Origin of the sequence: Streptomyces sp. cg35 (assembly GCF_050410835.1) — a bacterium.
GTDB lineage: Bacteria > Actinomycetota > Actinomycetes > Streptomycetales > Streptomycetaceae > Streptomyces.
In genome coordinates, this window is the sequence record NZ_CP191268.1 from 215,233 (window position 1) to 229,720 (window position 14,488).

The following is a 14,488-nucleotide window of genomic DNA, read 5'->3' on the forward strand; positions in this document are numbered from 1 at the left end:
AGCGTCTCTGTCCGCAGTGCGGCTGGCCCGGTCCCAGGGTCACAACCCGCCGTGCTCTGCGGTCAGGCACGACGTACGACCGTCTATCTGAGCGGGAGCCCCGATGTCCGAGGAACCGACTTCGCCCGAGCACGCCGGCAGATCTGTCGACGGCAGCGTCGGTGCTTTCAAGCGGCGCGCGTTGTTGCGGGCGGGCGCCGCGGCCGTGGCGTTGACCGCCGGAATGCGCACCACGGCAGCGGCCGCAGCTCCCGTCACGTCACCGTCAGCGGGCGGAACGGGCGCGGACGGGGCGCCTCTCAGCTCCTCCGTCGCCCCACGCGGTCCGTGGGACCGGTTCAAGCTCTCCCCGGCCGACCGCACAGTGCGCCCGACGTCCGTCCACGGCACGACCGGTTCGGTCGACGGCGCCAAGAACCTCGCCGGCAAGTCCGGACCGGCCCACGCCCGCCTGAACGGCAAGGGCACATCCGTGACCCTCGACTTCGGGCTGGAGGTGGGCGGTTACGTCACGATCACCCTCGGGCAGGGCACGGACGCCGACCAGGTCCTGGGCCTGACGTACTCCGAGCTGTCCACCTACATCAGCACGACATCGAGCGACGGATCCAACGGCGGTTCGAACAACGAACCCCCGGTGAATTACACGGCCCTGCCCGGTGGCCGGATCAACACCGCCACGTCCACCCCGACCGCAGGCACCGACGCCACCAAGAATCCCGCCGCCAACCTGCGGGGCGGTTTCCGGTACCTCACGCTCGTGAACCAGAGCGGCGGCACCGTCGAGATCACGGGCGTGTCCGTCGACATCGCGTTCGCGCCGAACGTGGCGGACCTGCGCGCCTACCCGAACTACTTCTCTTGCGACGACGACCTGCTCACACGTATCTGGTACGCGGGTGCCTACACCGTGCAGACCAACATCGTCGCCAACACCCAGGGCCGGGTGTGGGGCCCGCCCGACCTGGGGTGGGACAACAGCGCCCGCATCGGGGACGTCGGGGACACCGTCCTGGTCGACGGTGCGAAGCGGGACCGTACCGTGTGGCCCGGGGACCTGGGCATCTCCGGGCTCACGGACTACGTGTCGCTCGGTGACACGGTCACCATGCGCAATTCGCTGCAGACGCTGTACAACCACCAGGCCGACAGCGGGGCGCTCCCCTACGCCGGTCCGGCCGTCAACTTCATCGGGAACTCCGACGCCTACCACCTGTGGACGCTGATCGGGACGGCCGAGTACGTCGAGTTCAGCGGCGACTCGGCGTGGGCGCACACGATCTACCCCAAGTTCAAACGCGCGCTCGACTACATCACCGCGAAGATCGACAGTGATGGACTCCTGAACGTCACCGCGTCCAGCGACTGGGCGCGCAGGGACAGTGACGGCAAGAATCTCGAAGCGAACGCCATCATGTACCGGGCGCTCCGCGCCTCGGCCGCCCTGGCCGAAGCCGTCGACGACGCGGAGACCGGTGCCGCGTGCACCAAGAAGGCCGGTGCGCTGAAGACGGCCGTCGACGACGCCGGTTACTGGGACGGGGCCACCGGCCTGTACCGGAACAAGCCCGGGGCAACGCTCTATCCGCAGGATGCCAACGCGCTCGTCCTCTGGTTCGGGCTGGTGGACGACGAGGAGCGCGCGCAGGCCATCAGCCAGGCGCTGGCCAAGCGTTGGACAAAGACCGGCGCCCTCTCACCGGAGAAGACCGACTCTTCGGTGCATCCGTTCCCGGGCAGCATGGAGGTCCACGGTCACTTCGCCGCGGGCCGCGCACGGACGGCGCTGGATCTGATCCGTCTGGAGTGGGGCTACATGCTCGATGCCCCGCAAGGAACGGCCAGCACCTTCTGGGAGGGGTACAAGACGGACGGCAGTTCCGACTACTCCGGTTCCTACATGAGCGCCGCGCACGGTTGGTCGACCGGCCCCACCTCGGCTCTGACGTTCCATCTGCTGGGCATCGCGCCCGTCGCCGACGGGAAGGGGACGTACCGCATCGCTCCGCAGCCCGGCGACGTCAAGCGTGCCGAGGGTCAGCTGACCACCCCTACGGGGGTGATCGCCGTCTCGTGGCAGAGCACCGGCCGCGGCGAGTTCGGGCTGACCGCCGAGATACCTGCTCGGCGCGTGACCGAGGTCGCTGTGCCGATGCTCGACGCCAACTCCTACGTCGTACGTGTGAACGGCAAGGCTGCGTGGGATCGCGATGCGCGGAGTTACGACGCGCAGTACGAGGGTGGGTACGTCCGGCTCACCGGACTTGCCGAAGGAAAGCACACGGTGACGGTTCGGCGCCGCTGACCCGGGTGGTTGCAGTGGCGCCGGGGGACGGCCCGCGCTTCAGGCGCCGACCGTCCCCGGTGGCCTGGCAGTGTGAGCCTCCCGACCGTCGGCACACCAAGAATCTGGCCGCCTTCGCCGGTCAGAGCCCCGAACTCGCCCCCCGATGCCGGACCAGCTGACGCGCCGCCGAAAGGCCGGGACCGGCGGGGACACCAGGAGCACTCCAACTCCTCGTGTCCCCGCACCCGTCAGGTCATTGGCCTCAGTTCAGTTGGAACTTCTGCGCGTCGGCGCCGTTGCAGTCCCAGATCTGCAGCCGAGTGCCATTGGCGGTGGCGCCGCTCGGCGAGTCGAGGCACCGGCCGGACTGCGGATTGAGGAGCGAACCGTCCGACTGGGTCACCCACTTCTGGCCGCCGACCCCGTTGCAGTCCCAGAGTTCGACCTTGGTACCGCCGGCCGTGCCGTTTCCGTTGATGTCCAGGCAACGGCCCAGGGTGCGCAGCGTGCCGTCGGAGGGGTGGGCCCAGTGCTGGTCCTCGGCGTACTTCTGGCAGTCCCACAGTTGGACCGCCGCACCGTTGACGCCGGTGTCGTCGGCGGCGACGTCGACGCACTTGCCGCCCGGGCCGGTGAACTTGCGTTGGTCGCCGTTGGGTTCGTCGGTCTGGCCGGAGTAGCCGACGGAGGTGACGTTGGCCTGGACGGCGTTCTCCGCGGCGTCGGTCGGGTAGCCGGACACCATCACGCCTTCGAAGAAGGTGCCGCGGTTCCAGTTGCTGTTGTCTCCGCCGGTGCCCAGGATGATGCCGCCCTCCTGCTGCATCGGCTTGTAGCCGCCCCGATCGGGCAGGGCCCCGTCCCACCAGGTCGACAGACCGCCCGATTGCGCGTTGCCGCCCTTGAGGGCGTACTTGGTCTGCCCGTCGTTCTTCAGCATCGCCGTTACGTAGGTGGAGTTGTTGCCACGATTGGCGGTGTTGGAGCCGTTGGCCCCCTGGAACATGCCGTTCTCGAGGTCGGCCTCCACCCAGGGTCCCGATCCGGTGCACGGGGCGAAGTAGCAGGTCGTGGCGATGGATACGGCGTCCATGTGACCGTTGCCGGTGTCGGCAGGGGTGCGTTCGGCGTTGCCGTAGTCGAAGCAGCAGGCGGAGCCGACGTGGGTGCCGCTGGCGACCATGTAAGCGCCTTCGGCCTGCCCGTTGACCGCCGTGCCCGAGGCCTGGCCGTTGGAGCGGTAGCCGACGCCGGGTGAGACCCAGATCCCGTAGACCTTGTGCCCGCCTGCCGTGACCGAGATCTCGGCGGCGTCGGCGCCGCGGTCGGCGCCCATTCCGGCGGTGCCGGCGGGCCCGGGCGTGAGGTCGTTGTGGCGCGAGGTCTGGTCGTAGATCTTGCTCATCGAGCAGGTGGTGTTCTGGCAGAAGGTGTCCTGCGTCGCGGCGTTGGCGTATCCGCCGGACGCGAGCGGGCCGATGTCCTTGGTCGTACCGTCGGAGGCCCGTTTCACCTGGTAGAGCGGCCCGTTGTAGGAGGAGATGAGGGCGCGTGTGGTGCTGTGCGCGGCGACGCAGGGGGTGCCGGCGTTGCCGTAGATGTCGCACGGCAGGGACGTCGCCGCGTGCGAGAGTCCCGGCATGTTGAGCAGCGCCCCGAAGACGAGGGCCACAGTCGCGATGAGGGCGAGGGCGGCCCGGCGGGGGTGGGCCAGTAAGCCGAGTGCGGAGGTGCCTGTTCTGCCTGCGGGGTGAGCCGTTCTGCGCATGATGTGCTCCTGAGGGGGGATGGAGTGGAGCCTCAACTCAACGGTCTGGTAGCACAGTTGCCGTTGCGTGCCAGAGCGGGAACGTAGACTCCATGTTCGGTTGGGTCAATGTTTGTTGCTTTGCTGCGCGGCTTCTTGAAGGAATGTTTGGAGTTCCTTCGGATTCGGGTGGGGAGACCTTCTCGGGCCACGAGCAAGACCCGGCTGCTCGTTGCGCTCCCGGCCGAGCGCAACGCGATCCGGAACACCGCGTGTGCCGTCGACGACCCGTCCCATAACCTCGTGCACAAAGACGTCATGCGCTGCCAGGTGCATCAAGTCCGAGGAGGCGCTGGTGCTCGGAAGGGGCACGCGGTTGTTCGCGGTCGCCATCACCGCGGTCTGCATGGTGCTCATCGGCCCGAGCGCACCCAGCGGTGCCCTCATCGCGCGGCCGCTGCCGGTCGACGCCGCCAAGGACGTGGTACCGAACCGGGTCATGACGTGGAACATCTGCAATCCCTGCAACCAGAGCGGGCACAACCTCGGCCGGGCCGCGGAGATCGCCACGTACGCGCCTCAGGTCATCGGCCTGCAGGAAGCGTGTGTACGGGACGTCGAGAAGATCCGGGAGTATCTGGAGAACTTCTACGGGCTCCCGTACCACGTCGAGTACGGATCGGTGCTGCGCAACTGGGGCCGTTGCGGCGGGTTTCCGTGGCGCCCGGGAGGCTTCGGCCAGGCGATCCTCTCGGCGGCACCGATGACGGACCGGACGAACGTGGAGTACCCCGACGGCGGATCGGAGGACCGTGGATACATGGCGGTCACCACGACGGTGGGCGGCCGCCCCGTCCGGGTCTTCAACACCCACCTCGCGGAACGGCGTCAAGAGGCCGTCCGAGCGGACCAGGTCGGCGTCCTGGCCGCGGAAGTCGCCCGGCACGAGCGCACGATCGTCCTCGGCGACTTCAACGCCGTGCCGGGCGCCCCCGAGCTCAGCGGAATGTGGGCGCTGGCCACGGATGCCGATCCTCATTGCCGCCCGTCGTCCGCCGGCCCCTGCGAAACGACCACCGACTGGCAGAGCAAGTTCGACTACGTCTTCCTGCGCGGCATCGCCTCGATCGCGCACGGGGTTCATCCCAGCGCGTACTCGGATCACCACCCGCTGCACGCGGACCTGGACCCGAGCTAGGGAGTGTCGTCAAATGTCACGCCCACATCAGGAACGATGCGAGGCAATCGTTGGTGTTGCCGCCCGTGACGGTGAACGCGAGCGGACGGCCCGAGGCGTCGCAAGCGAGATGGATCTTGGTCGTCGGACCACCTCGGGAACGTCCAGGACCAGGAGTGTGGAGCCCCCATTTCGGGCTCCCGCAGCGTGCTGGTGGGCGCGAACGAGGGTGGAGCCGACCGACACCTCCCAGTAGACCTCACCAGCAGCGTCCACTCGCCCTTGCGCTTCCCGGAGCATCCGCTTGAAGGGTGCCGTCCTTGACCCATCGACGGTAGCGGGTGCGCAGCGTGGCCCAGGATCCGGACCTCTCCGGCACGTCCCGCCCAAGCCGCGCCCGTCCGGAACTTTCAGATGCTCCCGTTAAGGACCGTCCGGTCGTCCAGCCGCTTCCTCCACCGTTCCGACCGAGGCAACAGGGGACGGACGAACTCCCACTCGGAGTCCGCCAGTTCACTGCGACAGATCACCCAGCCATGATCCACTAGCCGGGATCGCGCAGATCGCGCCCCCCCCTACGGCAGCAGCGGATTCGCCGGCTGCGATCCGTGCCCGGCACCATAGGGCTTCATGGCGCACTGGTCTTCGGCTTCGATGAGCACCTGCTGCCCCCAATGAGCCGAGTATGCGGGGAACCGGACCCAGCCTCGTTCGGCGATGTTGTCGCCGAGATCGCTGAGCAACACCGCCCGAGCGCGCTGCTCTTCCTCCTCCGTCAGCGGCGTGGTACCGCCTTCCGCAGGTTGCGCCCGGACGTTGTACAGGTCTCGGATCACTGGCTCCTCGCAATTCGTCTGGGCTGTTTCCGGAGAGAGTATCGGCGCAGGCAGTGGTCCCAGCTGCCGGAACCCAAGCGTCTCTACTCACCGGGATGCCTCGCCTGGCGACCTACGGCACTGGATGTGCACGGGGTCTCACCGAGGTCACTTTGTCGACAACTCCCAGGGCTGGGTTTCATCGCACCGACGCCGGTCGGCGACCGGTACGCGCAAGCGGTACGAGGGAGCGTTAGGGCCTATTGCGGGAGTGCGCTGCTGGGCAGTTGAGTCCTGTGGGTCGGTACAGTCGCGTGCATGCTGAAGCCAGTGCTGCGTGTAGTTGAAGCGGGCGGTCGTACCGTGGACGATCCGACCGAGGAGGCTCTGCACGACCTGCTCTCTGAGATGAACCTGTCGCACCGGTTTGTGATCTTGGAAAGACTCGATCTGGAGGCTGTGGATCAGCACTACATTCAGGTGTACCTGAACGACGACCTCAGCTACCAGGTCGAGTACCGCGAAGGCAGTGCAGACAAGCACTACCAGGCCCACGTTCCAAGGCTCCATGAAGTGTTCGGCCCGGAAGAGTCGACCGCCAAGGTGATGATGGACTGGGCTCACGATCGACAGGGATGGCGGGAGGCGCTGCCGTGGACCCCGATGCCTTTTCAGTGAAGGATTACAGCCACTCGTTGATCACCGCGACCAGGACTTTCGCCTCGTAGCGGACGGCGAGCTTGTCGTAGCGCGTGGCGTCCGCGCGGTTCCTCTTGAGGCGGTTGATCCCGCACTCGACCGCATGGCGCTCGCGGTAGTCGGCCGGGTCGAAGCGCGGCGGCCGGCCGCCGCGGGAACCGAGCCTCCGGCGGTTGCGCGCCTGGTCGGTTGTCAGGGATGGTGCAGCAAATCCCGCGGCGACGCAGGTAAGCGCGGTTCCTGCGGGAGGCGTACGCCTTGTCCGCGCGGACCCGGTCGGGGCGGACCGTGATCGCACCTTCCGCGTCGGCCAGGTACTGCGGCCGGGCGAGTATCCGGTGCCAGGTGCCGTTCCGCTGCCATCGGCGGAACAGGTCGTAGATCCGGCCCCACGGTCCGTACGCGACGGGCACGTCCCGCCACGGCACACCGGTCCGGACCCTGAACCGTATGCCGTCGATCAACCGCCGCCGGGACCAGACCGGTGGCCGACCTGCCTTCGTGCCATTCGGCAGCAGCGGTTCCAGCATCGCCCACCGCTCGTCCGTGAGATCTCCCCGGCCCATGAACCGTGATCATCCACAGCCCAAGATCCACTTTCGACACACGGCCTAGGCGGGAGCGATATGTGGGAGCGGTCCAGCAGAATTCAGCCGACTGACAGCTGAAACCGCAGCTTCTCCTTCGCCTGCGCCCCCAGCCTGTCGTAGAATCTGATCGCGTCCGTGTTCCAGGGCGGGGTCTGCCACTGGACTTGCCCGAGCCCCAGCTCATGCGCTTCGGCCACCACGGCTTCCACCAGCAGGGGGCCGACTTTCAGACCCCGATGACCATCGCGCAGGAACAGACAGTCCATGTGGAGATACTCCGCGCCGTCCCACGTGGACACCTCCGGAGCACACGTGGCGTATCCGATGATCTCGCCGTCGTTCAACTCCGCGACGAAGCAACGCAATCGCGGTGTGTCCGCGCCGAACAGCAACGCCTCCAGCCGCCGAGCCAGGCCAGTCGGTGGGGCCGCCGCCCTCTCGTAGGCGGCGTGCTCGGACACGAGCTGGACGACCTGCGGAAGATCGGCGACGCGTGCGCGGCGTACTCTGACCGAACCGGTGCCCGTCATCGGACATCCCCAGCCGGACCTACGAGGACGGCGAGGTCGGACATGTACCCCTCGATCCATGGGTGAACGAGGACGTGGCCGCTACCAGGTGCCCCCGTAACCGCCCGGCTGCCCAGGGGGCGTACCGCACGAGCGTGGTATCGATCGGCCGGCGCCAGCAACGCGGATGAATCGACAGGCCTCAGAGGCTGCTCGAGTGAGGGCTCCCCAAGATTGGTCATACGACCATGATGCACGTGTGCACAACACACCTGGCAGGGGCGCCATGCGTCCCTCGGCATGGCATCTGAGAGGGTTCGCTGATGTGGCGTGAACAGATCCTCAAGACCATGTCCGATGCCGAACTCGGCGACCCGGCAAGCGAAGAGGCTTTGACGGCGGTCGAGAACGCCCTCGGGCAGCCAATTCCCGAGCAGTTGGCCGCTCTCTTGCGCGAGTGCAACGGTGTGCGAGGACGCTACGGTCTCGACGTCGTCTGGACCGCCGAGCGGATCGCGAAGGACAACGCGGAATTCCGCGCCGCTCCGGACTTCGCCGAGCTGTACATGCCGTTCGAACCGCTGATGTTCTTCGGCGACAACGGCGGCGACCAGTTCGCCTTCGTCCGGACACCGCAACGCGACGAGATCTTCGTCTGGGATCACGAGACGGACAGCCGATCCTTGGCTTCATACGGTCTCGGCCAATACATCGATCAGGCACTGCGGGAAACCGGCGACTGGCACCGGTAGCTCGGCCGAGCGGTCTTCGGAGTGCGGCAGGCCCGGCGGCGGTCATCCGTCACGCCGAGGGCCGCTTGTCCCGCACATTCCGCAATGCCGGCTGAACTTCGGCTCCACGTACGTAATGCACTGTCGTGCCGGGCAGAGTGGGCAGTGCGGCCCAGTGTGTGACCGGTTCGGCGCCGGAACGGCCATAGGGAAACCGGACGAGGTCGTCGGAGTCGACAAAGCAGTCGCGGTGTTCTGTACCGTCCGCGCTCCGGTGCCGCGTGGTGAAGTACATCGGCATGACCAGCCAGAATTCCTCACCGGCTGTGTCTGAACTCTCGGCTGGATACCGGCCCGTGATTGCTGCGGCGACAGGCATGCCGTCACCGGGCAGTCGGTCGCGTGCGTCGACCCATGCCACAGCGGTGGTCATTTCGGCCTCTGCCTCGCGTTGTTCGTGAGTCCCCAAAGCTGTCTCCCTCTCCTGCTGATAGCTCGTCGCGGGCCATTATCTCGGCATCCAGATGTCACCGGAGCCAAGCGTGACTGAGCAATTCAGCTGGCCGCGCTGAGCGCCGAAGTCGCCCGTCCCGAGTCACGAGCTGAGGGGGGCATCGGTCGCTGGTAGTAGGTCCTGCGCCTCAGGCGCGCTTCGCGCCTGCCTGGTTAGGGTCGGTCCTCATGGAGACCACGGGAATTGCTCGTCGCCAGACGGCGGAGCGTGTGCGCGACACGTTGGAGCGGCTCGTTACCGAGCGGGATGTATGGGTGTCGACGGCTCACCCTGATCACGGGCCGCACCAGGTACCGCTGTGGTTCTCGTGGGATGGGCGAGCAGTGTGGATGTGCACCAGCGCCACGTCCGCGACTGCGCGAAACGTCCGCAAAGAACCGCGCGTGCGCCTGTCGCTACCGGACACCTTCGACGTGGTGCTCCTTCAGGGTGAGGCGGAATGCTTCCCGGACCAGGAGGTGCCCGAAGGAACAGCAAAGGCGTTCGCCGACAAGTTCGGGTGGGATCCGCGCACGGACGAAGGTTCCTTCGTGTATGTACGTGTGGTTCCGACGACTGTGCGCGCTTGGCGCGGCGAGCCAGAACTGCGCGGGAGAGTCATCATGCGCGACGGGTTGTGGCTGGAATAGCGGCCGTCTCTCGCCGACGCGCCTCTCTCGGAACACCATCTGCATCTGCATGGAGGACGGTTGGGGTTCGCGGGGGCCATGTTCACTTCCGGAGGTCCACGCCACCGCCGGTCGACTTCAGCCAATACGCGCCACACTCCAAGATCTAGCGTAATGAAGACGGATATAGCCTGATTTCTCGCTGTGCCGGAACGTGCGACGCACAAGACTCACCGCCGTGGGCAACACCTCCGCGCAACAGCCGAGCAAGGCGGCACGATCCGGGCAGCTCCGTTCTCCCGTCACCAGACGTTCGTGGTGGGGGCGTCCATCGGGTGTGCTGCGTGCGCTGTCGGTGTTCGCGGCGCTCCGTCTGGCGGGCATCGCCGCCGTGATCTCGGTGAATCATCTGGCCGGCCGTCCCCCGGTCAGGAGTCTGAGCCGCTCCTGGGACTCCAAGTGGTACCTGCATATCGCCGAGTTCGGCTACGGGCACCTCTCGCGTGAGGCCGCCTCGGGCCTGACGCAGACCGACTGGGCCTTCTTCCCGCTCTACCCGATGCTCATCAGAGCCGTGACGCACGCGTTGCCCCTCACGGTGGAACAGGCCGCGCTGCTGATCGCCTGGAGCGCGGCGCTGGCAGCCGCGTACGGCATCTATGCCTGCGCGCACCGGGTCTACGGGAGCGCGGTCGCCACGGTCCTTGTCGCCCTGTGGGGGATGCTCCCGCACAGCGTCGTCCTGACCCTCGCCTACACGGAGGCCCTGTTCGCCGCACTCGCCGCCTGGGCCCTGTATGCCGTGCTGACGGACCGGTGGCTGACCGCCGGTGTGCTCGCGGCGCTTGCCGGACTGTCCCGGCCCACCGGAATCGCGGTCGCGGCGGCCGTCGTCGTCGCGGCCGCGGAGAAGGTCGTACGCCGTCGCGGGCCGGTGTCCGCCAGACCGTGGATCGGCGCGCTGCTGGCGCCGGCCGGCTGGGCGGGGTACGTGCTGTGGGTAGGAGCGCAGAACGGTGACCTGTGGCATGGCTACACCCGAGTGCAGAGCACCTGGCAGACCCGCTTCGACTTCGGCGTCCAGACCCTGGGCTTCTTGAAGAAGCTGCTGCTGCACGGCGGCCGGGTCGGGTACGCCATGGCGCTGGTGATCGTCGCGGCGGGCCTGCTGCTGTTCCTGCTGCTGTGCGTGGACCGGGCACCTCTCGTGTTCCTTGCGTACGCGGCCGCCATGGTGGCGCTGGCCGTGCTGGTGTCGGGCCCGTTCGGATCCAAACCCCGCTTCCTGCTGCCCGCGTTCCCCTTGCTGATCCCGCTGGCCCGGGCGCTGGAGCAGACCTGGCGGACCAGACGGACGCAGGCCATCGTGGTGGCCGGCGCCCTGGCCGTGGTGTCGATCAGTTACGGCGCCTACGTGACGGTGCTGGGTCGGCAGCCTTTGTGAGGGGCGCCCGACGTGACGGAGGGATCTGGGGTGGGCGCGATCCGCGAGGGCTACGGCTTCCGGCCGTATCGGGGCCACGAGGACCTGCACATCGCGGGCTGGGGCTCGGCTCTGCCATGTTCGCCTGGGCCGAGAGCCGGGTCCGGCGGCTCGTGCAGCAGCATGGCACCGCTCGGACTGCCGTGTTCGGCGCGAACGCCATGGCCTCGGAAGAGGAGTCAACGGCGTTGCTGCTCACCACCGGCTTTCGGCCTGTCTTCAGCCTGGGTCGGCGTCGCTCTGTGTTCTGTCCGTCGGCGGGGGCGAGCCATCGCCGTGGGTGAGGTCGAGGAGCTCGGCGTGCGGGCGGAGTCGAGGCGTCTGGGGCTGGGACGGGCCCTGCCGTCTCAACCGGCTTGTCGGCGCACCATCTCGTTGATCCAGATGGGTGCGTACGGTGACGTGCAGCCCGGGGACGTCGGATAGTCCTTGAGCACCTCCAGGCGCTCACCGATGGCGAGCGCTCGGGCGCGGTGCGCGGGGTGCTCGATGCCGATCTGGGCCAGGCAGTGGTTCATCGCCCACTGGAGTCGGTCCGGGGCGTCCTCCATCTCCGCTTCGATGACATCGAGCAGGCCCGAGAGGTCGAGGCCCTCGGGCTTCTTCGCCACGCGTTCGGTGGTCAGCGCCCAGCCGGCGCTCGCCACCACGGGGTCAGGATCGGCGAACCAGGCCTGGCGCAGCTCTTCGCAGTGCGGGTTCTTCTTCACCACGTAACTCACGAGCCAGTCGTGCACCTTGGGCGTGCGCGCCTCACGCAGCATGGTGTCCAGCTCATCACGCCCGAAGGCCTTGGGGCGGCAGACGAGGATCGCGAGGAGCCGCGCCGCGCTGTCCCCCGTCGCCCAGAGACCGGACGCCAGCTCCTGCTGTGTCTTGAGGCGCTTCGCGAGCGCGCGCAGTTTGCTGAGGTTCACGGCGTGGTCGTCGCCGTGTTTCTCGTTCACGGCTCGTGCTTTCGGGTCATCGAGTCCGGCCAGCTCGGCCAACACCTCGGCCACTGTCGTCTCGGCCATCCCTGCCTCCTGCCTCTCACGTGCAGGTTCACCCTACGACGGGCTTCCGCCCTTCGTGAGGCACACCGATGTGCTGGACACCCTGCGCCGGTGCGGCGCGCACGACACGTATGACAGCGCGGCGGACCACTTCATCGACGGCCTGCCTCAGTAAAGTGCGACAAAATCACACAAAGGAGCAGTACCATCCCGACGCAGCCCCCAGGATCTTGGATGACATCCCGTAGACAGGCGTTGGCCGGCATGGCCGGTGCCGCATGGATGTGGAGCGCCGCCATGCCGAACGCGGCCTCGGCCGCCTCCGATCGGGCCACGGCGCGGTCGCTGGTGGATCGGATGACGCTGGAGGAGAAGGTCGGCCAGCTCTTCATGATCGAGGTGGCGGGCCAGGACGCCTTCCGCGTGAGCGAGGCCGCCGCGGCCCTCAACCGCAGGCGCTACGGGGTGGCCACTCCGGCAGAGGTTCTCCGCAAGTACGCACCGGGCGGAGTGATCTACTTCTCGGCGCGCGGGGACGACAATCTCGCCTCTCCGCGGCAGATCGCCCGGCTCTCCGACGGTCTGCAGAGGGCGTCCCGGAGTGCTACGGGACTGCCGCTGATCATCTCGGTGGACCAGGAGGGCGGCGCGGTCTCCCGGATGCCCACTCCGCCTGCCACTCCGCAGCCGGGCAACATGGCGCTGGGGGCCACCTGGTCCCCGTCGGACGCCCGCCGCTCCTACGAGATCACCGGTGCCGAGCTGCACGCCTGCGGCATCACCGCCGATCACGCTCCGGTGGCGGACGTGAACGTCAACCCCGCCAACCCCGTGATCGGCGTACGGTCCTTCGGTGCCTCCCCGCAGGCCGTGTCGACGTTCGTCCAGGCCGCGATCAAGGGGCTGCACCGCGGCGGCGTGGCCGTCACCGCGAAGCACTTCCCCGGTCACGGCGACACGGACACCGACAGCCACTTCGGACTGCCCCGCATCACTCACAGCCGGTCGCAGCTCGACGCGATCGATCTGCCGCCGTTCCGTGCGGCGGTCGCAGCGGGTGTCGACCTGATCATGACGGCGCACATCAGCGTCCCCGCACTCGATCCCACCTTGGTTCCCGCCACGATGTCGCACGCCGTCGTCACCGGTCTGCTGCGCGAGGAGTTGGGATTCGACGGTCTGATCGTGACCGACGCGCTCGACATACAGGGAGCCAGCAAGCAGTTCCCTCCGGACAAGGCCGCTGTCACCGCACTTGCCGCGGGGGTCGACATGCTGGTCCTCTCCCCCGACCTGCCGCTGGCTCACGCCGCGGTGGTCGACGCCGTGCGGTCCGGCAGGATTTCCGCGTCACGGCTCGACGCCTCGGTGGTCCGCATCCTGAGCCACAAGATCCGCCGCGGACTCTTCACCGACGTGCTCGGCGACGGCTTTGAGGACCGGGCCGAACGCGTCGTGGGCCGTCCGGAGTTCCGCTCCGACGTCGTCGCGATCACCGCGCGCAGCACCACACTGGTCAAGAACGACAACGGTGCGCTCCCCATCCGTACCGGCGCTCGCGGTGTCCTTGTCACCGGGTCCGACTCCGTCGCCGTGTCGCGCCTGGCGGCCTCGTTCACGTCGCGCGGGCATGCGGTCACGTCGCTGGACGCGGGTGCCACCCCCGACCGGGGCAGGATCGACGAGGTCGTCGCCGCTGCTGCCGCCGCCGATCTGGTGGTTGTGGCCACCAGCGGCCTGACGGTCGGTGGCGGGAAGGACGCGGGTGTCGCGCAAGTGGGTCTGGTGCGCGCGTTGCTGGCGGCGAAGACGCGCGTGGTCGTGGTCGGCGTCCGCACTCCGTACGACATCAACCGCTTCCCCGACGCGCCGGTGTATCTGGCGACGTACGGCAATGGCGCGGACGCCCTCGACCACGCTGTTCAGGTCATCGTCGGCGAGCACGGCCCGAGTGGGCGACTGCCGGTGTCGATCCCGGTGGCCGGTGACCCGTCACAGACCCTGTTCCCGATCGGGCATGGGCTGCGCTATTAGGTCGGCACCTCGCAGGATGTCCCATGCTCTGAGGTCGAGTTCGGCCGCACCTGGGGCAGTGAGGACGAGGCGTGCCGCGTGCGGTGGGGCGACTTCGGTGACCGTGAACGGTGGGTAGCGTCGGATCTCGGTCACGGTCAGGTCGACGGTTCGGCCTTGGCGGTCGAGGCATCGGAAGCGATCACCGAGCCGCGTGGTCGCCAAGCAGCGCACGATGAGCGCGAGTCGGCCGGGTCCGAGATGTTCCACTTCGAAGATCTGGACTTCGGGGCGCGCGTCGGCAGCGGGCTCGGTCATGC

13 protein-coding genes and 3 pseudogenes are annotated in these 14,488 nt (G+C 67.9%); 8 read left to right on the forward strand and 8 right to left on the reverse strand.

Annotation, left to right across the window (positions count from 1 at the left end):
- Positions 1-103: 103 nt before the first annotated feature.
- Positions 104-2,305, forward strand: coding sequence for an alpha-L-rhamnosidase C-terminal domain-containing protein (locus tag ACQUQD_RS01080; protein WP_428949979.1), 2,202 nt, complete (start codon positions 104-106; stop codon positions 2,303-2,305).
- A gap of 244 nt (positions 2,306-2,549) precedes the next feature.
- Here ACQUQD_RS01080 and ACQUQD_RS01085 read toward each other — a convergent pair whose 3' ends face one another.
- Complete coding sequence (locus ACQUQD_RS01085) at positions 2,550-4,055, reverse strand: arabinofuranosidase catalytic domain-containing protein (RefSeq protein ID WP_428949980.1); 1,506 nt, start codon at positions 4,053-4,055, stop codon at positions 2,550-2,552.
- Positions 4,056-4,386: 331 nt separating this feature from the next.
- Here ACQUQD_RS01085 and ACQUQD_RS01090 point away from each other — a divergent pair, with 331 nt between their 5' ends.
- A complete protein-coding gene (locus ACQUQD_RS01090; protein ID WP_428957415.1) occupies positions 4,387-5,232 on the forward strand; it encodes an endonuclease/exonuclease/phosphatase family protein in 846 nt (281 codons plus the stop codon).
- Positions 5,233-5,278: 46 nt separating this feature from the next.
- On the opposite strand, the pseudogene ACQUQD_RS01095 reads toward ACQUQD_RS01090, so the two are convergent.
- Positions 5,279-5,621: pseudogene (locus tag ACQUQD_RS01095) on the reverse strand (IS5 family transposase); the annotation flags it as partial.
- 165 nt (positions 5,622-5,786) lie between these two features.
- Positions 5,787-6,047, reverse strand: coding sequence for a hypothetical protein (locus ACQUQD_RS01100; RefSeq protein WP_428949981.1), 261 nt, complete (start codon positions 6,045-6,047; stop codon positions 5,787-5,789).
- Positions 6,048-6,344: 297 nt separating this feature from the next.
- Here ACQUQD_RS01100 and ACQUQD_RS01105 point away from each other — a divergent pair, with 297 nt between their 5' ends.
- Positions 6,345-6,704 (forward strand): hypothetical protein, encoded by a 360-nt coding sequence (locus tag ACQUQD_RS01105; RefSeq protein WP_428949982.1) that lies wholly within the window; start codon positions 6,345-6,347, stop codon positions 6,702-6,704.
- A 4-nt stretch (positions 6,705-6,708) separates the two neighbouring features.
- Here ACQUQD_RS01105 and ACQUQD_RS01110 read toward each other — a convergent pair.
- Together ACQUQD_RS01110 and ACQUQD_RS01115 are read right to left on the reverse strand one after the other, a co-directional pair.
- Positions 6,709-7,291: pseudogene (locus tag ACQUQD_RS01110) on the reverse strand (transposase).
- 83 nt (positions 7,292-7,374) lie between these two features.
- The gene (locus tag ACQUQD_RS01115; protein WP_428949983.1) at positions 7,375-7,845 is read right to left on the reverse strand and encodes an N-acetyltransferase family protein; all 471 of its coding nucleotides are present in this window, start codon (positions 7,843-7,845) and stop codon (positions 7,375-7,377) included.
- Between the two features lie 329 nt (positions 7,846-8,174).
- Between ACQUQD_RS01115 and ACQUQD_RS01120 the strand changes: the two genes are divergently transcribed.
- Positions 8,175-8,576, forward strand: a complete 402-nt coding sequence (locus ACQUQD_RS01120; protein ID WP_428949984.1) for an SMI1/KNR4 family protein — start codon at positions 8,175-8,177, stop codon at positions 8,574-8,576.
- A gap of 49 nt (positions 8,577-8,625) precedes the next feature.
- Here ACQUQD_RS01120 and ACQUQD_RS01125 read toward each other — a convergent pair whose 3' ends face one another.
- Complete coding sequence (locus tag ACQUQD_RS01125; protein WP_428949985.1) at positions 8,626-8,988, reverse strand: AQJ64_40280 family protein; 363 nt, start codon at positions 8,986-8,988, stop codon at positions 8,626-8,628.
- A gap of 248 nt (positions 8,989-9,236) precedes the next feature.
- Between ACQUQD_RS01125 and ACQUQD_RS01130 the strand changes: the two genes are divergently transcribed.
- The 3 genes and pseudogenes from ACQUQD_RS01130 to ACQUQD_RS01140 all read left to right on the forward strand — a co-directional run.
- The gene (locus ACQUQD_RS01130) at positions 9,237-9,698 is read left to right on the forward strand and encodes a pyridoxamine 5'-phosphate oxidase family protein (protein ID WP_428949986.1); all 462 of its coding nucleotides are present in this window, start codon (positions 9,237-9,239) and stop codon (positions 9,696-9,698) included.
- 316 nt (positions 9,699-10,014) lie between these two features.
- The gene (locus ACQUQD_RS01135) at positions 10,015-11,121 is read left to right on the forward strand and encodes a hypothetical protein (RefSeq protein WP_428949987.1); all 1,107 of its coding nucleotides are present in this window, start codon (positions 10,015-10,017) and stop codon (positions 11,119-11,121) included.
- Between the two features lie 26 nt (positions 11,122-11,147).
- A pseudogene (locus ACQUQD_RS01140) lies at positions 11,148-11,502 on the forward strand (hypothetical protein); the annotation flags it as partial.
- Between the two features lie 5 nt (positions 11,503-11,507).
- On the opposite strand, the gene ACQUQD_RS01145 reads toward ACQUQD_RS01140, so the two are convergent.
- The gene (locus tag ACQUQD_RS01145) at positions 11,508-12,176 is read right to left on the reverse strand and encodes a DNA alkylation repair protein (RefSeq protein WP_428949988.1); all 669 of its coding nucleotides are present in this window, start codon (positions 12,174-12,176) and stop codon (positions 11,508-11,510) included.
- 213 nt (positions 12,177-12,389) lie between these two features.
- Between ACQUQD_RS01145 and ACQUQD_RS01150 the strand changes: the two genes are divergently transcribed.
- The gene (locus ACQUQD_RS01150; RefSeq protein ID WP_428949989.1) at positions 12,390-14,189 is read left to right on the forward strand and encodes a glycoside hydrolase family 3 protein; all 1,800 of its coding nucleotides are present in this window, start codon (positions 12,390-12,392) and stop codon (positions 14,187-14,189) included.
- Here the strand turns inward: ACQUQD_RS01150 and ACQUQD_RS01155 are convergent.
- Positions 14,148-14,486: a hypothetical protein gene (locus ACQUQD_RS01155; protein ID WP_428949990.1), complete on the reverse strand. Its 339-nt coding sequence runs from the start codon at positions 14,484-14,486 to the stop codon at positions 14,148-14,150. The two genes, ACQUQD_RS01150 and ACQUQD_RS01155, sit on opposite strands and share 42 nt — an antisense overlap.
- Between the last annotated feature and the right edge of the window lie 2 nt (positions 14,487-14,488).